Source organism: Leisingera sp. XS_AS12, assembly GCF_041224635.1.
Classification (GTDB): domain Bacteria; phylum Pseudomonadota; class Alphaproteobacteria; order Rhodobacterales; family Rhodobacteraceae; genus Leisingera.
Genome location: NZ_JBGFGM010000119.1, coordinates 1 through 18,558, shown reverse-complemented (window position 1 = coordinate 18,558; position 18,558 = coordinate 1). Strand labels below are relative to the sequence as shown.

Here is an 18,558-nt window from a genome sequence, read left to right as displayed (position 1 = left end):
GACGGGCACCGCTTTGAATTGATATGTTTCTGGCCGGGAAACCGCAGCTTGCCGAACATCGCAAGCACCACCATCACCACCAGAAAGATTGCAACGATCTTTACCAGCACGTCAGAGCCCGAACCGCGCGAACTCGGCGCGCTCCTCGATTCCGGCCAGCGCGTCCTGGGCGATCTGCACGCCAAAGCGGCTCAACAGCGGCTTCTTGACACCATAGCGGCGGAAGCGGACCTTTTTGCCGAAACGCTCCTGCATCTTGGGCTTGAGATGGCCGATACCGTCGATCAGGCCCAGCTCGGCCGCGCGGCGTGCCAGCCAGATCTCGCCGGTGAACAGGTTCTGATCCGTCGCCAGTTTGGCACCGCGGCGTTCGGTGACATGGTCGATGAAATTGGCGTGGATGTCGTTCAGGATCACCTTGAGACGCTCCACGTCCTCCGGGTTTTCCGGCCGGAACGGGTCCAGCATCGATTTGCTCTCGCCCGCGGTATAAACGCGCCGCTCGACCCCTTGCCGGGCCAGCAGCACATGGGCGCCAAAGCCGGCCGAGATCACCCCGACGGACCCCACGACAGAGCTGGCGTCCGCCCAGATCTCATCCGCCGCGGCCGCCAGCCAGTAGCCGCCCGAGGCCGCCACATCTTCGACGAAGGCGTAGACAGGGATCTCCATCTCTTCGGCCAGGCTGCGGATGCGGGCCCCGATCAGGGAGCTTTGCACCGGCGAGCCACCGGGAGAATTGATCTCCAGCGCCACCGCGGCAGGTTTGCCTTTGCGGAAGGCACGTTCGAGCACGGGCGCCAAGGTTGTGTCGCTGAGAGAGCCGCGGCCGGTCATGCCGATGGCACCGTTCAGCCGCACCACGGCGACCAGCGGCTGTTTGTTCAGGAAAGGCAGGTGAAATCTCATGGCGCCGATGTAGAGGCCCGCCCGAGGTGAAACAAGATGCGGTGCCTGGGGAATTGCGGTGAAATGCAAAAACCACACAGCCACAGGCAAAAATGCAACGCTGCCCTGCCTGCCCTGACCACCTGCCGGTCCGGGCCCGCGTGCCGCCGGATCAAAACGCTCCCGCCCGTCCGGCCATCTGCCGTGGCAACTGCCTTTCCGTTGGGCGGGGCGCCGCGCCAACGCGCGGCGCGGCACGCGCAGCGTGCCGGGCCCAACTGCAAGGCGGCCGCCAGGCCGCAGGCGCAGGCGGGAGCATATGCTTCCCCGCGCCAGTCGCGCTCAGGCGCGGATGCGCCAACCGGTCTTGAAGATCCACCAGATCACGCCCATGCAGGCCAGGGTGAAACCGCCGATGGCGCAGAGGCTCAGCAGCACCGGCACATCCGCCTGGCCAAAGAAGGCCCAGCGAAAGCCCGACACCAGGTAGACCACCGGGTTGAACAGGGTAATGGTCTGCCACACCGGCGGCAGCATCGAGATCGAGTAGAAGGACCCGCCGAGGAACACCAGCGGTGTCACCACCAGAAGCGGCACCAGTTGCAGCTGCTCGAAATTGCCGGCCCAGATACCGATGATGAAGCCCATCAGCGCAAAGCTGAGACAGGTCAGCACCAGAAAGGCCACCATGGCGATGGGGTGCTGGATATGCAGATCAACGAACAGCGAAGCGGTGCACAGGATCACGGTGCCGATGAACAGCGACTTCGTCGCCGCCGCGCCGACAAAGCCTGTGACCACCTCGAGAAAATTGATCGGGGCCGACAGGATCTCGTAGATATTGCCGATGAATTTCGGGAAATAGATCCCGAAGGAGGCGTTGGAGATGCTCTGGGTTATGACCGACAGCATGATCAGCCCCGGCACGATGAAGGCGCCGTATTCCACGCCGTCGACTTCCTCGATGCGGCTGCCGATGGCGCTGCCGAAGACCACGAAATACAGCGAGGTCGACAAAACCGGCGAGATGAAGCTCTGCAGGAAGGTGCGCCAGAACCGCGCCATTTCCGCCTTGTAGATGGTGGCCACTGCCGTCCAATTCATGCCGCGTCTCCTGAAACTGCCGCCGTGCCGCTCCGGTCAGCGCCGTTGCGCGCGACGAGACCCACAAAGATGTCCTCGAGACTGGATTCCCGGGTCTGCACGTCCGCCAGCACCAGCCCGGCCTGCGCCACGTCATTCAGCAAGGTGGTGATCCCCGTACGCTCGGCCCGCGTGTCGTAGGTATACAGCAACCCGTAGCCGCCATTGACCAGCTCGAGCCGATGTGGCGCCAATCCGGCCGGGATTTCCGATATCGGAGCGGTCAGCTGCACTTCCAGCTGCTTCTGGCCCATCCGTGCCATCAGCTGCTCCTTCTCCTCCACCAGCAGCAGCTCGCCGCCGGTGATCACCCCGACACGGTCGGCAATCGCCTCGGCCTCTTCGATGTAATGGGTGGTCAGGATGATAGTCACGCCATCGGCCTTCAGCTCGGCGACGATTTCCCACATGTCCTTGCGCAATTCCACGTCGACCCCGGCCGTCGGCTCATCAAGGAAAAGAATCCGCGGGTCATGCGCCAGCGCCTTGGCGATCAGCACCCGTCGCTTCATGCCGCCGGACAGTTCCATGATCTTGCTGTCGCGTTTCTCCCACAGCGACAGCTTGCGCAAGACCGCCTCGATCCGGGCCGGATCCGCGGGTTTCCCGAACAGCCCGCGCGAGAAGGTTACCGTGTCCAGAACCTTGGCGAAGGGCTCGAGCGTGATCTCCTGCGGCACCAGCCCGATCAAAGACCGGGCGGCCCGAAATTCCGTCACATTGTCGAAGCCGCCGACGCTGACCTGACCCGAAGACGCGGTGGTGATGCCGCAGATGGTGGAAATCAGCGTCGTCTTGCCCGCGCCATTGGGCCCGAGGAGGGCCAGGATTTCACCCTCTTCGATATCCAGAGAGACGCCCTTCAGCGCCTCGAATCCGCCGTCATAGACCTTGCGCAGGTCGCGGATGGACAGGATGGCTGCCATGATGCCTCCGGTGTATGCTCAAATCCCGGCCACCCTAGCGGCAGTGTGCCGCATCTGCCAGCCCCGCAACCCGCATATGCAACTGTGCATCAGCGCAGAGAGCGCGCGCGAAGGAGCCGACCTCACCCGCGACCGGTCACCTTGCTGAACCAGCCCTTCCTGTCGGCGCCATCCGCTTCTGCCTCCGACGCCTCCGCCGCATCGTCCTGCGCGTCCTCAGGCGAGAGGTGCGACTGGAGATTGGCGAAGAACTGATCCGCCATCTTCTTGGCGAAGCCGTCGATGATGCGGCTGCCCAGCTGCGCCAGCTTGCCGCCGACCTTGGCCTCGACGTCATAGGACAACAGCGTGCCGGTCTCTGACGGGGCCAGCGTCACCGTGGCGCCGCCCTTGGCAAATCCGGCCGCGCCGCCTTTGCCTTCACCGCTGATCTTCAGTTGTTCGCCCGGCATCATGTCCGACAGCGTCACCTGCCCCTTGAAGGTCGCCTTCACCGGGCCGACCTTTTGCGTGACCTTGGCCTCGAATCCCTCTTCCGGGGTGCCGGTCACCTCCTGCGCGCCGGGCACGCAGGCCTTCAGAACCTCGGGATCCAGCAGGGCCGCGTACACAGTGGCGGGATCGGCGGCGATTTCCTTCTGGTCAGTCATCTGCATGGCTTGGCCTCCCTGGCGTCATGGCGTGTTTCACCAGACCTAGCCAACGGGCCGCGGCCTGCCAAGCCATCTGTCACGGGCAGCGGGTGGCAGCGCTGCATTTTTATCTTGACGTCAAGATTATCGACAAGTATCTCGACATCAAGATAACCAAAAGGAGCACCCCAATGAAAATCCTCATCCTTGGTGCCACCGGCGATGTTGGCGGCGCGGCTCTGCGTGCGGCCGTGGCCCGCGGCCATCAGGTCACAGCAGCCGCCCGCAAGCCGCAGGCGCTGGCCGCGATCAACCCGCTGGTCACCCCCTGTCCACTGGACCTGCTGGCCCAACCGCGGGCGGCGGCCGAGGCGGCTGTCGGCCACGACCTGATCATCAGCGCCCTGCGCCCGCCGGTGGGGCGCGAGGCCGACCTTGTGCCCCTGACCCGCGCGGCGCTGGAGGCCGCCAAGGCGGCCGGTATCCCGGTGCTGGTCACCGGCGGCGCCGCAACGTTGAAACTGGCCGATGGCAGCGGCCACACGGTGCTGACCGCCCCCGGCTTCCTGCAGGACAGCCTGCGCCCGATTGCCGAGGCCTGCGCCGCGCAGGACGCGCTGCTGGATGCCGCCACCGACTCTGAGTGGACCTGCCTGCGCCCGCCCGCGATGCTGATGGAGGGTCCAGCCACCGGGCGCTACCGCTTCGGCACCGACACGCTGGTGGTGGATGAGGAGGGCAACTCGCAGATTTCATTCGCGGATTTCGGCTCTGCGCTGATCGATCTCGCCGAAGCCCCCCGCGACAATCATGGCAAGCTGACCGTTGCCTGGGGCGCTCCCGCCCCGGCCCTGGCGGCCGGCTGACGCCGGACCTTGGGCCGCGTTGGGCCCAGCAGCGCGCCAAGCGCGCTGCGAGGCGCGCACCGCACCGCTTCGGCAACGGCTGACGGGCAGCGCGCGCCAGCGCGGTGCCCGGCCCAAGGCTTTGACATGCATCTGTGATGCAGGGCAAAGGCGCGGGGGCCCCTCGCCCCTGCGGCAGGCAGCTCAGCTCAATACGGCAGCCCGACGTAATTCTCCGCCAAAGAGGCCTGCGCCGCGGCGGAGGAAAACAGATAGTCCAGATCGGCCTGCTGAAGCCGCAGGTCGGTGTCATTGCCGTCCGGTGCGCGGTGCAGCAGGTTGGTCATCCACCAGCTGAACCGTTCCGCCTTCCAGACCCGCGCCAGTGCCTTTTGCGAATAGCTGTCCAGCCCGGCGCTGTCGCCGTTCAGGTAGTGATCCTGGAACCCGTGATACAGATAGTAGATGTCCGAGGCCGCCAGGTTCAGCCCCTTGGCACCGGTGGGCGGCACGATATGGGCGGCGTCGCCCGCCAGGAACAGGTTGCCATAGCGCATCGGCTCAGCCACGAAACTGCGCAAGGGGGCGATGGATTTCTCGATCGACGGCCCGGTCTGCAGCCCGGCTGCCACGTCCTGCGGCAGGCGGCGTTTCAGCTCGGCCCAGAAGGCGTCATCGCTCCAGTCCTCCGCACGGTCGCTCAGCGGCACCTGGATGTAGTAGCGGCTCAGGCATTTGCTGCGCTGCGAGCACAGGGCAAAGCCGCGCGGATGACGCGCATAGATCAGCTCCTCCGCCACCGGCGGCGTCTGCGACAGAACTCCCAGCCAGCCAAAGGGATAGACTTTCTCGTACTCGGTCAGCACATCCGCCGGGATCGACTTGCGGCTGACGCCGTGAAAGCCGTCGGCGCCGACGATGAAATCGCAATCCGCCCGATGCGTGCCGCCGTCCTGCTGCCAGGTCACGTAAGGGCGGGTGTCCCGCAGCCCGTGCAGCTCAACGTCCTCGACACCGTGGAGGACAACGCCCCCCATCTCGTCCCGCGCCGCGTACAGGTCCCGGGTCACTTCGGTCTGGCCGTAGACCATCACCGTGGCGCCGCCGGTGGCGCCCGCCAGATTGATCCGATCGAGCCGCCCCTGATGGGCGATATAGAAGCCTTCGTGGGTCTCTCCCTCGCGGTCCATGCGCGCGCCGCAGCCGGCCTCGCGCATCAGCGCAACAAGCCCCTGCTCCAGAACACCGGCGCGGATCCGCCCCAGCACATGCTCCCGACTGCGCTTTTCCAGCACGATGCTGTCGATGCCCTTGCGATGCAAAAGCTGTGACAGCAGCAACCCCGAAGGTCCGCCGCCAATGATGACAACCTGGGTCTTGTAACTGGTCATATGGCTCCCCCCAAACCACCGGTCCGCCGCAGGGAGGACCAAACAAAGTGCTGGCGGCCATAATGCGCCCGGAACGCCGCTTTGCGAATGGACCAACTACGCCAGTTCTTGTACATTTCGAACATGCCCTCCGCCGCCCGCATCAGCAGCTACAACCTGTTCGGCGAAACCGCCGAACTGGCGGATGTCCTGCATGTGGAAACCATACGAGCCCGATCCGAGCTGCATGACTGGCAGCTGAAACCGCACCGGCACGACCGCCTGCACCAGCTGCTGGTGCTGATGCGCGGCGGCGGCAGCGCCGAAATTGACGCAAACACCCATCCGCTTTCCCCGCCGTGCCTGGTCAACGTGCCGCGCGGTGCGGTGCATGGGTTCCGCTTTGCCAGCGGCACCAGCGGCTGGGTGCTGACGCTGACCTCCGACCTTCTGGACCAGGGGCTGTCCGCGCAGGAAGGCGTGCAGGCGCCGCTGGACCTGCCCGCGGTGCTGCCGCTGCCCGACGGGATGGAGGCGCTGGCGCGGCAACTGATCGCGGAGTACCAGCGCCGCGACTTTGGCCGTGCGCAGATGCTGCGCGGGCTGGCGCTGGCGGCCACTGCACTGGCCGCGCGCGCCATCGCCACCGCGCAGCCCACCACGGGCACACCTCAGACCAGCCCGCTGTTTGGCCGCTTCGAAGCGCTGGTCGAGGAGAGCTTCCGCCAACGCCTGCCGCTGGCCGACTACGCGCGGCAACTGGCTGTCTCCCCCACCCACCTGAACCGGATTGCCCACCAGGCCACCGGGCAGCCCGCCTCGGCGCTGATCCGCGCCCGCACCCTGCGCGAGGCGCGGCGGCTGCTGATCTACACCAGCCTCAGCGCCGCCCAGATCGCCTATGAGCTCGGCTTCTCCGACCCTGCGCATTTCAGCCGCTTTTTTGCCAGGGGCACCGGTATGCCGCCACGGAAGTTCCGCCAGCAGCTTGCCCGCGGCGGCTAGGCTGCCGCAGGCTGGCAGCAGCACGCCGACAGGGAGGAGCAGGCCGCATGCTGCAGGGAATTCGTATTCTGGAGGTCGAGGGGCTGGGCCCGGCCCCGTTCGCCGCGATGACACTCGCCGATCTCGGCGCCGAGGTGATCTGCGTCCACCGTCCGGGCGCGCCGCCCACGCCGGGGATGCCCGAACGGTCGCTGCTGGACCGCGGCAAGCGGTCGATCACCCTGGACCTCAAGGCCCCTGCCGACGCCGAGGTCTTCCTGAAACTGGCCGCAACGGCGGATGGGCTGGTCGAGGGCTTCCGCCCGGGCGTGATGGAGCGACTGGGCCTTGGCCCGGCAGAATGCCACGCGGTGAACCCGGGGCTGGTCTATGGCCGGATGACCGGCTGGGGCCAGGACAGCCCGCTGGCCCAGACGGCAGGGCATGATCTCAACTATATCTCGCTGTCGGGCGCGCTGTGGTATGCCTCGAACCCCGGCGATGCGCCGCTGACGCCCGCCACGCTGGTCGGCGACATCGGCGGCGGCGCGATGTACCTGGTGGCGGGGATGCTGGCCGGGCTGCTGAAGGCCCGCGCCAGCGGCGAAGGCTGCGTGGTGGACGCGGCGATCTATGACGGCTCGGCCCATATGATGAATCTTCTGATGAGCATCCGCCAGGCCGGGCATTTCGGCGTCACGCGCGGGGCGAACCTGCTGGACGGCCCGCATTGGAGCCGCACCTACGCCTGCGCGGACGGCGGCCACATCTCGGTGCAATGTCTGGAGCCAAAGTTCTACGCGCTGTTTCTGGACAAACTGGGACTAGCGGAGGACCCCGCGTTTCAGCTGCAGTTCGACCGGGCGCAGTGGCCGGTGCTGACGGCACGGCTTGCCGGACTCTTCGCCGCCCAGCCGCGCGATCATTGGGCGACGCTGTTTGACGGCAGTGACGCCTGCGTCGCCCCGGTGCTGAACCCCGAGGAAGCCATGGCGCATCCGATGAACGCCCGCGGCACCTGGGCCGCACCGGACGGCGTGCTGCAAGCCGCCCCCGCGCCGCGGTTCAGCGGCCAGCCCGAGTGGGAGCCGCCCCAGATCCCGGAGCGTGGCCAGCACGGGCAGGACATCCTGGCCGAGCTGGGCTTGCGCTAGGCTCAGTCGTCCTTCTTGGGCTTTTCGGCGGCAGCCTTCATCCGCTTCAGCAGCTCGGCCTTGCTGGCCTGCTTGCCAAAGGGGTTATTTGCCGTGCCCTTGGCGTTATGCTCGGCATGGCGCGGCTTGTTGCGGCCCATGCGGGCGCCGCCCATTCTGCTGTAGTCCATGGTGTGACCTCCGGGTCTGTGCGCACAATGCGCGAGGATGCAGCTCTTGCCGCATCCTGCGCATTAGCACAAGATCAGCCTTCGCGCACCGTGTCGATCATCAGCTGCACATTGTCCGGATCCGCGTCCGGCGTGATGCCATGGCCGAGGTTGAAGATATGCGGGCCGTTTCTGAAGGCGGCAACGATGCGGCGGGTCTCATCCACCAGCTCCTGGCCGCCGGTCACCATGTGGCGCGAGGCGAGGTTGCCCTGCACACAGCCGTCCACCTGCACATGTGCCGCAGCCCATTCGGGATCGACCGAGTTGTCCAGCGCCACGCAGTCGATGCCGGTTGCCTTGGCAAAGCCCACGTATTTCTCCCCCGCTTCGCGCGGGAAGCCGATCACCGGGATGCCCGGGTGGCGCGCCTTCAGCGCGTCGGTGATCTGGCGGCAGGGCTCCAGCGCGTATTTCTCGAACGCCTCGCCCTGCAGCGAACCCGCCCAGCTGTCAAAGATCTTGACCACCTCGGCCCCTGCCTCGATCTGGCAGGAGAGGTATTCGATGGTGGCCTCGGTGATACGGGCCAGCAGCGCCTCGAACAGGGCGGTGTTTTCCTCGCGCAGTGCGTGGGCCGGTCCCTGATCCGGCGTGCCACGGCCCGCGATCATGTAGGTGGCGACCGTCCAGGGCGCACCGGCAAAGCCGATCAGCGTGGTCTCGGACGGCAGTTCGCGCGACAGGATGCGCACGGTCTCATAGATCGGGTTCAGCGTCTCGTGGATGTCGGCCACCGGGCCGAGCTTGGCAAAATCCGCCTCGGTCGTGATGGTCGACAGCCGCGGGCCTTCGCCGGTCACGAACCACAGATCCGCGCCCAGCGCCTGCGGAACCAAGAGGATGTCGGCAAACAGGATCGCCGCGTCAAAGCCATAGCGGCGGATCGGCTGCAGCGTGACCTCGGCCGCCAGCTCGGGGTTGTAGCACAGCTTGAGGAAATCCCCCGCCTCGGCCCGCGTCGCACGGTACTCCGGCAGGTAGCGGCCCGCCTGGCGCATCATCCAGATCGGCGGCACATCCTGTTTCTCGCCCGCCAATGCACGCAGCAGCTTCTTTTGTCCGGCCATGTCACCCTCGCTATCTTTCGCCCCCTGAGGTCACGCCTGCGCGGGCGAATGTCAAGGGCAGGGGCGATCTGCCGCGCCCCCGGCCCGGGCACTTTGCCCCATGGCAAAGCCGCCCGGCACAGGCCATGCGAGGGACAAAACCTGTTTCCACCGGGGCGCAAACTGATTTAAGGCTTCTTTCCATGACACTGACCCTGCCCACCCCCGCTTCGCCCCTGAAAATCGGCACCCGCGGATCGCCGCTGGCGCTGGCCCAGGCGCATGAAACCCGCGACCGTCTGGCCGCCGCCTTCGACCTGCCGGCCGAGGCCTTCGAGATCGTGGTGATCAAGACCACCGGCGACAATCAGGCGCTGATCGCGGCGGACAAGCCGTTGAAGACGCTGGGTGGCAAGGGGCTGTTCACCAAGGAAATCGAAGAGGCGCTGCTGTCCGGTGGCATCGACATCGCGGTGCATTCGATGAAGGACATGCCGGTGGCCCAGCCCGAAGGGCTGCAGCTGGATTGCTACCTGCCGCGCGAAGACGTCCGTGATGCGTTCATCTCGCCCGCGCTGTCCTCGATCCATGATCTTGCGCCGGGCGCGGTCGTGGGCACGTCGTCGCTGCGCCGCCGCGCGCAGCTCTTGAACCGCCGCCCCGATCTGAAGGTGGTGGAGTTCCGCGGCAACGTTCAGACCCGGCTGCGCAAATTGTCCGAGGGCGTGGCCGAGTGCACCTTCCTCGCCATGGCTGGGCTGAACCGGCTGGCGATGGCCGATGTGCCCGCCACCGCGATCGAGACCGCCGACATGCTGCCCGCCGTGGCGCAGGGCGCAATCGGCATCGAGCGCCGCGCGGAAGACAGCCGCGCGCGCGACATGCTGGCAGCGATCCATGACGCGCTGACAGGCCAGCGACTGGCGGCGGAACGCGCCTTCCTGGCGGCGCTGGACGGCTCTTGCGAAACCCCGATCGCGGGCCTTGCGGAACTGAACGGCCCCACCCTGCGCCTGCGCGGCGAAGTGCTGCGCCCGGACGGGTCCGAGGCGATCAGCGACGACCAGACCTGCCCCGTGGAAGACGGTGCGCAGCTGGGCCGGGAGATGGCCGCGAAACTGCTGCAACAGGCAGGCCCCGGCTTTTTCGACTGGAAATCGTAAGCGAGCGAGGCACCGCGCTCCGGCCTGTAAAGGCAAGAGGGGAAGCGTCCATGGAGCGCGGGGGCTAGGCCCCCTGCCCGCCCTCGGCTCAGATCTGTCCCGACCACCTGAGCCAGCTTTCGGGACTGCCGCGGAAGGTGTTGAGGTCAACGTTGCCCGCCACGCCCGGCACCGCGCCGGTGCCGGAATATTGCCAGAAGCTCCAGCTTTGGCCCGGGTAGACCTGCTGCGGATGCCCCGCGACCGAGCGCAGCCAGAACTCGGTGCCGCCAAGCCGCCCGATGCCGGTGTCGCGGTAGAAATCCACCGTTGTGTAGATCACCGGGCGCTTGCCGTAGTGGCGCTCCAGGATGTTCAGGAACTTGCGCGCCTCGGCCCGCACCGTTGCGCCGTCGGGCCGGGTGCGGCAGGTGCGGGAGCGGTGGTTCCACTCCATGTCCAGCACCGGCGGCAGCGCGTTTGCGTCGCGCGGCACGTGTTTGATGAACCAGCGCGCCTGCTCAGCCGCCGGGCGGCAGAAGTAATAGTAGTGATAGGCGCCGCGCTTCAGCCCCGCCCGGTCGGCGCCGCGCCAATTGTCGCGGAACTTCGCATCGGTGTGGTCGCCGCCCTCGGTTGCCTTGATATAGGCAAAGGCGACCCCGGCGCGGCGCACTTGGTGCCAGTCCACATTGCCCTGGTAGCGCGAAACGTCAATGCCATGGACCGCGTAGGTCCAAGGCGCGCGCCCGTCCCAGTCATGCGGATCGTTATCGCCGAACCGCGGATAGGTGCGCAATCCCGCGAGCGCGCCATTGGCAGGCTCGCCGCGGCTGACCGCGGGCGCCTGTGCCGAGCGCTCGGACGGCGCACCGCAGCCCATCACCAGTGCCACCGCCAGCAACCCCGAAACCCATCTGCGCATGTGAAATGCCCCTGCCCTGATACCTGAAACCGCGCTTATGCTTGCGCCTTTGTCCATATCTTAGCGCGCGCACCGGCAAAGTCGCGCATCCCGGCATGAAATCAGCGCAAATCCGCCAAAGGCAAAACGCGCGGCCCAGAGCAGGACAGCGCGTTCAAGATTTCAGGACAGGCAGCAGGACCGGTCAGGTCAGACCCATTTGGCCAGCGGTGGCAGGCTCATCAGCACCGCGTTGGCGTCATGGCCAGTTTCCAGCCCGAACTTGGTGCCGCGGTCATAGACCAGGTTGTACTCTGCATAGAGCCCGCGATGGATCAGCTGGGCGTCCTTGTCGGCATCGTCAAAGGGCTGCACCCGGCGCTTTTCCACCAGCGGCACAAAGGCGGGCAGAAAGGCGCGGCCGATGTCCTGGGTCAGGGCGAAATCCGCCTCCCAACTGCCGCTGTTCCGGTCATCCATGAAGATGCCGCCAACGCCACGGGCCCGGCCGCGGTGGGGGATGTAGAAATACTCATCCGCCCAGGCCTTGAGCCGCGGATAAAGATCGCCCCCATGCGAGTCCAGATGCTGTTTCTGAACGCCGTGGAAATGCGCGGTGTCCTCCGCGTATTCAATGCAGGGGTTGAGGTCCGAACCGCCGCCAAACCACCAGCCATGCGGGGTCCAGAACATGCGGGTGTTCATGTGCACCGCCGGCACATGCGGGTTGCGCATATGGGCGACCAGCGAGATGCCCGAGGCCCAGAAGCGCGGATCTTCCTTCATGCCTGGCAGCCCCTTGCGCGCCGCCATCGCGGTCTGCGCCCGCTCGCCCAGGGTTCCGTAGACCTCGGAGATGTTGACGCCGACCTTCTCGAACACCCGGCCGCCGCGCATCACGCTCATCAGCCCGCCACCCGCATCGGAGCCATCCTCGGCGCTGCGTTTGGTCTCGGTCACCTCGAAGCGCCCCGGCTCCTGGTCGCTGAACGGGCCTTCGCCGTGATCGGCTTCCAGCCGTTCGAACGCCGCAACGATCTGGTCGCGCAATTCACGGAACCAGGCAGCCGCGCGGGCCTTTTCCTCTGTCATCTCATGCGTCATGGCAAAGTCCAATCAATGTACCGGCGCCGCCACCGGATCCAGAAGGGTGCGGCCGCCGTCCAGCGTCAGCACCTGCCCGGTCATGAAGCCGGAGGCGTCCGAGGCCAGGTACTGCGCGGTTTCGGTCAGCTCGTTCGGAGAGGCGATACGGCCCAGAGGGGTATGCGCCTCGATGTCCTGACGGTAGCTGCGGTTGTCTTTCAGCGTGCCCTGCATCGACGCGCTCATGACCGAGCCGAAGGCGATCGAATTCACCCGAATCCGGTGCGGCGCCAGCGCCACCGACAGCGAGCGCGTGGCCTGATCCAGCGCCGCAGAGGCCACCGAGTAGGCCATCAGCTGCGGGTGGGTGCGCCGCGCCGCGATCGAGGACAGGTTGATGATGCTGCCCAGCGGCCCATCAGCGTCCTCGTTATCCTCGCCCTGCTTGATCATCCGTTTGGCCACCTGCTGCGACAGCCGGACCGTAGGCAGCAGGCTTTGCGTCAGCAACTGGTCCAGCGTGTCATCGCTCGGGTCCAGCGGATCGGTCGCCACCATCTGCCGCGCCCCGTTGACCAGGATATCGACCCCGTCAAAGGCGTCGATGGTGGCCGACAGAAGGTTGGCGATGGTCAGCCGCTCGCGGAGATCCCCGGCAAAGTACCGGATATTGCTGTCATCCGCCTGCGCGCCCAGCTCGGCCAGCAACTGCGCCTCCTGGGTGTCGGCAAACATCACGTTGGCGCCCGCCGCCGCGAATTGTTTGCCGATGGCCAGACCGATGCCGCTGGAGGCCCCGGTCACGATGGCGGTCTTGCCAGAAATTGAAAAGGACATGCGAAAGGCTCCCTTGGCCGTTTGACTGGCGCGTCTTGCAGGCACGTTAGACCGGGGCGACCGGATTGCAACCCGGCATCCCCCGCGGCCACTTTGGCTATCGGCGCTGGCGCCGGGGCTTGGAGGCGGTCAGGATCTTGAAGCGGTTGTCGCCGCCCTCCTCGCGGACATGGGCAAAGCGTTCGCCCAGCACCGCCTCGTAGGGCAGATGACGGTTGGCAACCATCCACAGGCTGCCGTTGGCCGCCAGCATCGAGGCCGCCGCCGCGATGAAGGCTTGGCCCAGCGACGGTTCCGCCGCGCGGCCGGTGTGGAACGGCGGGTTCATCACCACCGTGTTGACCGTGCTCGGCGGCGTCCAGCCGCGCACGTCGACCCAGTGGTACTGCGCCCGTGCGTCGGTCAGGTTCTGCCGCGCACAGGCCAGGGCGTGATAATCCGCCTCGGCCAGATGCAGCTCTTCGACTCCTTCGCGTTTCAGCACCTGTGCCGACAGATACCCCCAGCCCGCGCCGAGATCGGCCACGCAGCGGCCAAGTTTCTGCGGCAGCGCCGCCGCCAGCAACGCCGACGCCGGGTCGATCCCGTCCGCCGAGAACACGCCGGGCGCGGTGACAAACCCGTCGACCTTCTGCTCCGCTGCGGGCCGCCAGTCCGACAGATCCAGGCTGCCGTCGATCCAGAACACCTTGCCATGCGCCTTGGAAATCGGGTCGGAGGGCGTGCCGCGCTGGCGCAGTGCCTTCAGCAGCGAATCAACACCATCGGTCTTGGCGCCATCGATCAGCACCGGCCCATCCGTCGCCGCGACCGCCTGCGCCACCAGCATCCGTGCCAGCGCCTTGGCGCGCGGCAGGAACACCACCGCGGCAGCAAACGGCGTCTGCGGATCGGCCTGCGGGGTGCAGTCATACCCCTGGGCGACAAAATGCTCGTGATCAGGACGCAGCGGCTGGATCACCTGCAGGCGATCCTTTGGCAGCGGTGACAGATCGTGATCCGTGCGCGGGTGAAACACCGCTATGCAGCCTTCGGACGGCACGGCAAAGCCGCCCGTCTCGACCGCCAGTGACAGGCGTAGGGACATCGTGCAGCCTCTTGATTAGTCTTCTTTTTCCATGGTGCATTGCAGCGGATGCTGCTGGCGGCGGGCAAAATCCATCACCTGGCCCACCTTGGTCTCGGCGACCTCGTGGCTGAACACGCCAACCACGGCAACGCCCTTCTTGTGCACCGTCAGCATGATTTCGAACGCCTGCGCGTGGGTCATGCCAAAGAACCGTTCCAGCACCATCACCACGAATTCCATCGGGGTGTAATCGTCGTTCAGAAGCAGCACCTTGTAGCGCGGCGGGCGCTTGGTCTTGGGCCGCGTCTTGGTCAGGACACCGGATTCGGTATCGTCGTCTGAATGATCAGTCATCATTACGGTCTGCAGCGGCATAAGCAATTTGATCCAGTGATGCATGGAATTTCCTTTGACGCTTATATAGCCTCTTGGGTGGGCAGGAAAAGACACTGAGGCACAGAGATTGGCACGTAATTTGACAACAATCGGCTTCGATGCCGACGATACCCTCTGGCACAATGAACGGTTCTTTCGGGTGACGCAGGAACGGTTTGCCGAACTGCTGATGGATCACACCCCGGATGACCTCGGTCCCGAGCAACTGGACCGGCTGCTGCTGGATGCGGAAAAACGCAACCTCGGGCGCTACGGCTACGGGGTGAAGGGGTTCACGCTGTCGATGATCGAAACCGCGATCGAGGTGACCCAGGAACAGGTGCCTGCCTCGGTGCTGAAGGAACTGCTCGTCGCCGGGCAGATGATGCTGTCCTACCCGATCGAACTGCTCCCCCACGCGCAGGAGGCGGTCGAGGCAGTGGCAGGCCGCTACAAGGTGGTGCTGATCACCAAGGGCGACCTGCTCGATCAGGAGCGCAAACTGGCGCAGTCCGGCCTTGGCGAGCTGTTCGACGCGGTGGAGGTGGTCTCAGAAAAGACCCCCGAGGTCTACCGCGGCATCTTTGACCGCCATGGCGACGGGGCCGCCCGCGCAATGATGGTGGGTAATTCCATGCGCTCCGACGTGGTCGCCCCGATCGAGGCCGGTGCCTGGGGCACCTATGTGCCGCACGGGCTGGTCTGGGAGGTCGAGCAAGCCGAGACGCCATCCAACAACCCTCGCTACCGCGAAATTGCCGACCTGGGCGAATTGGCTGCGCTCTTGGACCAGTTGGGCTGAACTGGACGCCGCGCCGACGGGGCGCTATCCGGTTGCAAACCTGAAGGGAGCCGCCAATGCCGCATGCAGAACTGAAATTCTCCAGCGACCTCGACATCGATGCCGAGGCGATTCTGGAAGAGATCGACACCATCATTCGCCGCCATGACGATGGCTCGGGCGCCTGCAAGGGGCGCGCCTACCCTGCGGAGCGGTTTCACCGCAGCCATTGCGCCGTCCGCGTCACTCTGCTGCGCAAGCCGCACCGCGACGAGGCGTTCTGCACAGCCCTGCTCGAAGAGATCGAATCCCGCATCAGCAAGCGGATCACGCAACCCTGCGCCTTCACCGTTGAGCTGGACTTTTTCAGCCCGTTTTTCACCGCGCGCGACATCAGCAACTGACCTTGCCACCGGCGGTGACAGGGGAAAATCCCCCTGTCCCCCCGGCGAGGCACCCGGTCTTGTCACGCAAAGCATAAGTTTTTTTTGGTAACCTTTTGTTAGGACTTGGCGCATCTAGAGGCCACACCAACGCCACCCACTAAATGCCGGCCAAAAGCCGCCAGCCCTTGCGGCGACGCCCTGCGCCACCTGTTTATTCCTCGTAAACCCTGTGGTACGATTTCGGCATCAGGCAAAATCGTCAGCCGGAAAACCGGCGGCATGAGGCAAACATGGCAGTGAACACGCAGGTCAATCCGGCGGCGGGTCGGTTTACCCGTACCCCGCGAGTCGGTTTCCGGTCTCTTCGCAACCGGTTTCTTCTTCCCCGTTTCGACGCGTTTCGGCAGCGATTTGCAGCGCCGCCTTCCCTTCCTCGCCCGTCCGCGAGTTGGCACACCGCGGGGCTGCGATGGGTTGCTGTCCTGCTTCTGCTGACGCTGGCCGCGACGTGGTTGCCCGCGCGACAGGCGTCCGCCGCGCCTTATGCCGCGATGGTCATCGACGCGCGCACCGGTGAAGTCCTGCATTCCCGCAACGCTGACACCCGTCTGCATCCGGCCTCGCTGACCAAGATGATGACGCTCTACATCGCGTTCGAAGCGGTCCGCAACGGCGAGATCACCCTCGACACCAAGGTCACGATCAGCCGCAAGGCCGCCGCGGAACCGCCCTCGAAGCTGGGGCTGAAGGCGGGGCAGAAGATCGCCTTTCGTTACCTGATTCGCGCCGCTGCGGTGAAATCCGCCAATGATGCCGCCACCGCCATCGGCGAGGCCCTCTCGGGCAGCGAGGCCGCCTTTACCCGGCGCATGAACCGCACCGCCAAGGCGCTCGGGATGACGCGCACCACCTTCAAGAACGCCCACGGCCTCACCGCCAGCGGTCACCTGTCCACAGCCCGTGACATGACCACGCTCGGGCGGCACCTGCTGTATGATTATCCCGAGTACTATAACCTGTTCTCGCGCCGCTCGACCCATGCGGGCATCCGCGAAGTGCCCAACACCAACCGCCGCCTGCTCGCCGCCTACCGCGGCGCCGACGGCATCAAGACCGGCTACACCCGCGCTGCCGGCTTCAACCTGGTGGCCTCGGCCAAACGGGGCGATGAGCGCATCATCGCAACCGTGTTCGGCGGCAAATCCTCGACCTCGCGCAACGCCAAGGTCGCCGAGCTGCTCGATCTCGGCTTTCGCCGCGCGCCGTCGCGGGCCAAGCTGCGCCGCCCGCAACGGCCCGCCTACATGGGCGCGGATGTGGTCGTGGCCGACAGCGGGGACATCTCCGCATCCGAGGCCGTGGGCAAGACAATCCGCGTCAGCGGTCAGGTTTCCACCAGCCTGCGTCCCAAGCTGCGCCCGGCCAGCGGCGTCTCCCCGGTTCTGGTGGCCGCCCTGGAAGAAGCCCTGCAGGCGCCTGAGCCGGTTCTGGAACCGCGCCCCCGGCCGGAAGACCTGTCCGCGGATGCGGATGCGGTCGCCGTGGCCGTCGCCGAAGCTGACGCCACCACCGAAGACGCCGACACGCCACCGAGCGCCCAGATCGAGAAACTGCAGACGGTCAGCGCCGCCGGAGCCCCGGTCAAGGACGCCGTACTCAGCAGCATCGCCGCGGCCCTGGCCGAGACCGAGGTGCAACCCGCCGCCGCCGCGCCGCTGGCGCCAAAGATCCGCCCCGCGGTACACAAGCAGCCCTACACCGGCTTGCGCCCCGTCGCGCGTCCGGCCCGCCTGACCCAGGCGGACCCGGAGCCCAAGCCGGTCGTGGTGACGCGCCTGTCGACCTCGGGCGGGCGCTACTGGGGCATCAACGTCGGCCTCTACACCAACCGCTACAAGGCCGAGAAAGTTCTGCTGCGCACCGCGCTTTCCGAACTTGAAACGCTGGATGGAACGCTGCGCAAGGTCGCCAAGACCCGGCGCGGCTTCGAGGCAAACTTCCTGGGCATGAGCCAGGAACACGCAGAACTGGCCTGTCGACGGCTGAACGCCCGCAACATCGCCTGCAAGACCATCGGCCCGTCCTCCTGACTCCGGCCCGGCGAGGAAGCCGGGCCTCCCGCTCAGGCGCCAGTGCGGCAACCGCCACCCACTCCGTGAGGGGCGCGGGTACCGGAGAGTGCCCCAGTCGCCTTTCGTCGGTCTGACAGATCAATCATTTTTTGATACCCCTGTCCTTCTGTGGCCCGAAACCGCGTCTGCAGCTGCATCCCAGCCTTTCGCAGCCCTACCGCGAGATGGTCGAGGATCTCGCCCGGTCTCTGAACGCGCCGGAGGTGAAGCGGGAAGCCATGACAGAGCTGAGGGCGCTTGTTTCGCAGGTGCGCATGGTTCCGGTTGCTGATGCGCCGGGCGGCCATCAGCTTGAGCTTATTGGGGAACTGGCCAGGATCATGGCTTTGGGGAGCGCTGAATCGAAGAAGCCCCCGCTTTTTGCGGAGGCTCTGTCGTGACCTTTGGTTGCGGGAGCAGGATTTGAACCTGCGACCTTCAGGTTATGAGCCTGACGAGCTACCTGGCTGCTCCATCCCGCGACACTTTGTTTGGCCTACCGCGCGGATCGCTACTTGAGGCCGGTTATTATCCGGTGACTTGCCGTATCGGCGCGTTTTCCGGGTAATATTGTATCGTTCAAGAGAGGTTTTGGATTTTACTAGGTTTGGCGGTGACCTACTCTCCCAGGGCTTGAGCCCAAGTACCATCGGCGCGACAGTGCTTA

At 65.9% G+C, this 18,558-nt stretch carries 20 protein-coding genes and 1 tRNA gene; 8 read left to right on the top strand and 13 right to left on the bottom strand.

Annotated features, from left to right (window positions below; translation table 11 throughout):
* Positions 1-111 precede the first annotated feature (111 nt).
* The 4 genes from AB9K35_RS18615 to AB9K35_RS18600 form a co-directional block, all read right to left on the bottom strand.
* Positions 112-909, bottom strand: coding sequence for a S49 family peptidase (locus AB9K35_RS18615; protein ID WP_222456370.1), 798 nt, complete (start codon positions 907-909; stop codon positions 112-114).
* A 321-nt stretch (positions 910-1,230) separates the two neighbouring features.
* Complete coding sequence (locus AB9K35_RS18610; RefSeq protein ID WP_369928406.1) at positions 1,231-1,992, bottom strand: ABC transporter permease; 762 nt, start codon at positions 1,990-1,992, stop codon at positions 1,231-1,233.
* A complete protein-coding gene (locus AB9K35_RS18605) occupies positions 1,989-2,957 on the bottom strand; it encodes an ABC transporter ATP-binding protein (RefSeq protein ID WP_222456372.1) in 969 nt (322 codons plus the stop codon). Before AB9K35_RS18605 ends, AB9K35_RS18610 begins: the two co-directional genes overlap by 4 nt.
* 122 nt (positions 2,958-3,079) lie before the next feature.
* On the bottom strand, positions 3,080-3,613 hold the full coding sequence (locus AB9K35_RS18600; protein WP_369928404.1) for a CoxG family protein: 534 nt from the start codon (positions 3,611-3,613) through the stop codon (positions 3,080-3,082).
* Positions 3,614-3,780: 167 nt separating this feature from the next.
* Here AB9K35_RS18600 and AB9K35_RS18595 point away from each other — a divergent pair, with 167 nt between their 5' ends.
* Positions 3,781-4,455 carry an NAD(P)-dependent oxidoreductase gene (locus AB9K35_RS18595; RefSeq protein ID WP_369928402.1) on the top strand — a complete coding sequence of 225 codons (675 nt, stop codon included), beginning with the start codon at positions 3,781-3,783 and terminating at the stop codon, positions 4,453-4,455.
* 188 nt (positions 4,456-4,643) lie between these two features.
* Here AB9K35_RS18595 and pobA read toward each other — a convergent pair whose 3' ends face one another.
* Positions 4,644-5,825 carry a 4-hydroxybenzoate 3-monooxygenase gene (gene pobA, locus AB9K35_RS18590; RefSeq protein WP_369928400.1) on the bottom strand — a complete coding sequence of 394 codons (1,182 nt, stop codon included), beginning with the start codon at positions 5,823-5,825 and terminating at the stop codon, positions 4,644-4,646.
* A gap of 87 nt (positions 5,826-5,912) precedes the next feature.
* On the opposite strand from pobA, the gene AB9K35_RS18585 reads away from it, so the two are divergent.
* Together AB9K35_RS18585 and AB9K35_RS18580 are read left to right on the top strand one after the other, a co-directional pair.
* Positions 5,913-6,809 (top strand): helix-turn-helix domain-containing protein, encoded by an 897-nt coding sequence (locus AB9K35_RS18585; RefSeq protein ID WP_369928398.1) that lies wholly within the window; start codon positions 5,913-5,915, stop codon positions 6,807-6,809.
* 47 nt (positions 6,810-6,856) lie between these two features.
* Complete coding sequence (locus tag AB9K35_RS18580; RefSeq protein ID WP_369928396.1) at positions 6,857-7,942, top strand: CaiB/BaiF CoA transferase family protein; 1,086 nt, start codon at positions 6,857-6,859, stop codon at positions 7,940-7,942.
* Between the two features lie 2 nt (positions 7,943-7,944).
* Here AB9K35_RS18580 and AB9K35_RS18575 read toward each other — a convergent pair whose 3' ends face one another.
* Positions 7,945-8,112 carry a hypothetical protein gene (locus AB9K35_RS18575; RefSeq protein WP_369928394.1) on the bottom strand — a complete coding sequence of 56 codons (168 nt, stop codon included), beginning with the start codon at positions 8,110-8,112 and terminating at the stop codon, positions 7,945-7,947.
* 74 nt (positions 8,113-8,186) lie between these two features.
* Positions 8,187-9,221, bottom strand: a complete 1,035-nt coding sequence (gene hemE, locus AB9K35_RS18570) for a uroporphyrinogen decarboxylase (RefSeq protein WP_369928392.1) — start codon at positions 9,219-9,221, stop codon at positions 8,187-8,189.
* A gap of 182 nt (positions 9,222-9,403) precedes the next feature.
* Here hemE and hemC point away from each other — a divergent pair, with 182 nt between their 5' ends.
* Complete coding sequence (hemC, locus tag AB9K35_RS18565) at positions 9,404-10,363, top strand: hydroxymethylbilane synthase (protein WP_369928390.1); 960 nt, start codon at positions 9,404-9,406, stop codon at positions 10,361-10,363.
* 88 nt (positions 10,364-10,451) lie between these two features.
* On the opposite strand, the gene AB9K35_RS18560 is transcribed toward hemC, so the two are convergent.
* The 5 genes from AB9K35_RS18560 to clpS all read right to left on the bottom strand — a co-directional run bounded on the left by AB9K35_RS18560 (position 10,452) and on the right by clpS (position 14,637).
* A complete protein-coding gene (locus AB9K35_RS18560; RefSeq protein ID WP_369928388.1) occupies positions 10,452-11,267 on the bottom strand; it encodes a GH25 family lysozyme in 816 nt (271 codons plus the stop codon).
* 189 nt (positions 11,268-11,456) lie between these two features.
* Positions 11,457-12,350, bottom strand: coding sequence for an oxygen-dependent coproporphyrinogen oxidase (gene hemF, locus AB9K35_RS18555; protein WP_369928386.1), 894 nt, complete (start codon positions 12,348-12,350; stop codon positions 11,457-11,459).
* A 12-nt stretch (positions 12,351-12,362) separates the two neighbouring features.
* Complete coding sequence (locus tag AB9K35_RS18550) at positions 12,363-13,169, bottom strand: SDR family oxidoreductase (protein ID WP_222456383.1); 807 nt, start codon at positions 13,167-13,169, stop codon at positions 12,363-12,365.
* A gap of 97 nt (positions 13,170-13,266) precedes the next feature.
* Positions 13,267-14,256 (bottom strand): methyltransferase, encoded by a 990-nt coding sequence (locus AB9K35_RS18545; RefSeq protein ID WP_369928384.1) that lies wholly within the window; start codon positions 14,254-14,256, stop codon positions 13,267-13,269.
* 15 nt (positions 14,257-14,271) lie between these two features.
* On the bottom strand, positions 14,272-14,637 hold the full coding sequence (gene clpS, locus AB9K35_RS18540) for an ATP-dependent Clp protease adapter ClpS (protein ID WP_222456385.1): 366 nt from the start codon (positions 14,635-14,637) through the stop codon (positions 14,272-14,274).
* Between the two features lie 64 nt (positions 14,638-14,701).
* On the opposite strand from clpS, the gene AB9K35_RS18535 reads away from it, so the two are divergent.
* The 4 genes from AB9K35_RS18535 to AB9K35_RS18520 all read left to right on the top strand — a co-directional run bounded on the left by AB9K35_RS18535 (position 14,702) and on the right by AB9K35_RS18520 (position 18,292).
* The gene (locus AB9K35_RS18535; RefSeq protein ID WP_369928382.1) at positions 14,702-15,415 is read left to right on the top strand and encodes an HAD family hydrolase; all 714 of its coding nucleotides are present in this window, start codon (positions 14,702-14,704) and stop codon (positions 15,413-15,415) included.
* A 56-nt stretch (positions 15,416-15,471) separates the two neighbouring features.
* On the top strand, positions 15,472-15,798 hold the full coding sequence (locus AB9K35_RS18530) for a hypothetical protein (RefSeq protein WP_369928380.1): 327 nt from the start codon (positions 15,472-15,474) through the stop codon (positions 15,796-15,798).
* A gap of 272 nt (positions 15,799-16,070) precedes the next feature.
* Entirely contained in the window at positions 16,071-17,870 is a 1,800-nt protein-coding gene (locus AB9K35_RS18525) for a D-alanyl-D-alanine carboxypeptidase family protein (RefSeq protein ID WP_369928379.1), read from the top strand.
* A 131-nt stretch (positions 17,871-18,001) separates the two neighbouring features.
* The gene (locus tag AB9K35_RS18520; protein ID WP_369928377.1) at positions 18,002-18,292 is read left to right on the top strand and encodes a hypothetical protein; all 291 of its coding nucleotides are present in this window, start codon (positions 18,002-18,004) and stop codon (positions 18,290-18,292) included.
* A gap of 4 nt (positions 18,293-18,296) precedes the next feature.
* On the opposite strand, the gene AB9K35_RS18515 is transcribed toward AB9K35_RS18520, so the two are convergent.
* Positions 18,297-18,373 (bottom strand) — tRNA-Met (locus AB9K35_RS18515).
* Positions 18,374-18,558: the final 185 nt, after the last annotated feature.

Bases quoted from the DNA above. Each gene is read 5' to 3' on its own strand.
- hemE (WP_369928392.1), bottom strand. From the start codon at position 9,221: ATGGCCGGACAAAAGAAGCTGCTGCGTGCATTGGCGGGCGAGAAACAG.
- pobA (WP_369928400.1), bottom strand. From the start codon at position 5,825: ATGACCAGTTACAAGACCCAGGTTGTCATCATTGGCGGCGGACCTTCG.
- AB9K35_RS18545 (WP_369928384.1), bottom strand. From the start codon at position 14,256: ATGTCCCTACGCCTGTCACTGGCGGTCGAGACGGGCGGCTTTGCCGTG.
- AB9K35_RS18550 (WP_222456383.1), bottom strand. From the start codon at position 13,169: ATGTCCTTTTCAATTTCTGGCAAGACCGCCATCGTGACCGGGGCCTCC.
- AB9K35_RS18615 (WP_222456370.1), bottom strand. From the start codon at position 909: ATGAGATTTCACCTGCCTTTCCTGAACAAACAGCCGCTGGTCGCCGTG.
- AB9K35_RS18600 (WP_369928404.1), bottom strand. From the start codon at position 3,613: ATGCAGATGACTGACCAGAAGGAAATCGCCGCCGATCCCGCCACTGTG.
- AB9K35_RS18610 (WP_369928406.1), bottom strand. From the start codon at position 1,992: ATGAATTGGACGGCAGTGGCCACCATCTACAAGGCGGAAATGGCGCGG.
- AB9K35_RS18560 (WP_369928388.1), bottom strand. From the start codon at position 11,267: ATGCGCAGATGGGTTTCGGGGTTGCTGGCGGTGGCACTGGTGATGGGC.
- hemC (WP_369928390.1), top strand. From the start codon at position 9,404: ATGACACTGACCCTGCCCACCCCCGCTTCGCCCCTGAAAATCGGCACC.
- AB9K35_RS18595 (WP_369928402.1), top strand. From the start codon at position 3,781: ATGAAAATCCTCATCCTTGGTGCCACCGGCGATGTTGGCGGCGCGGCT.
- clpS (WP_222456385.1), bottom strand. From the start codon at position 14,637: ATGCATCACTGGATCAAATTGCTTATGCCGCTGCAGACCGTAATGATG.
- AB9K35_RS18585 (WP_369928398.1), top strand. From the start codon at position 5,913: ATGGACCAACTACGCCAGTTCTTGTACATTTCGAACATGCCCTCCGCC.
- AB9K35_RS18525 (WP_369928379.1), top strand. From the start codon at position 16,071: ATGGCAGTGAACACGCAGGTCAATCCGGCGGCGGGTCGGTTTACCCGT.
- AB9K35_RS18605 (WP_222456372.1), bottom strand. From the start codon at position 2,957: ATGGCAGCCATCCTGTCCATCCGCGACCTGCGCAAGGTCTATGACGGC.
- AB9K35_RS18580 (WP_369928396.1), top strand. From the start codon at position 6,857: ATGCTGCAGGGAATTCGTATTCTGGAGGTCGAGGGGCTGGGCCCGGCC.
- hemF (WP_369928386.1), bottom strand. From the start codon at position 12,350: ATGACGCATGAGATGACAGAGGAAAAGGCCCGCGCGGCTGCCTGGTTC.
- AB9K35_RS18530 (WP_369928380.1), top strand. From the start codon at position 15,472: ATGCCGCATGCAGAACTGAAATTCTCCAGCGACCTCGACATCGATGCC.
- AB9K35_RS18575 (WP_369928394.1), bottom strand. From the start codon at position 8,112: ATGGACTACAGCAGAATGGGCGGCGCCCGCATGGGCCGCAACAAGCCG.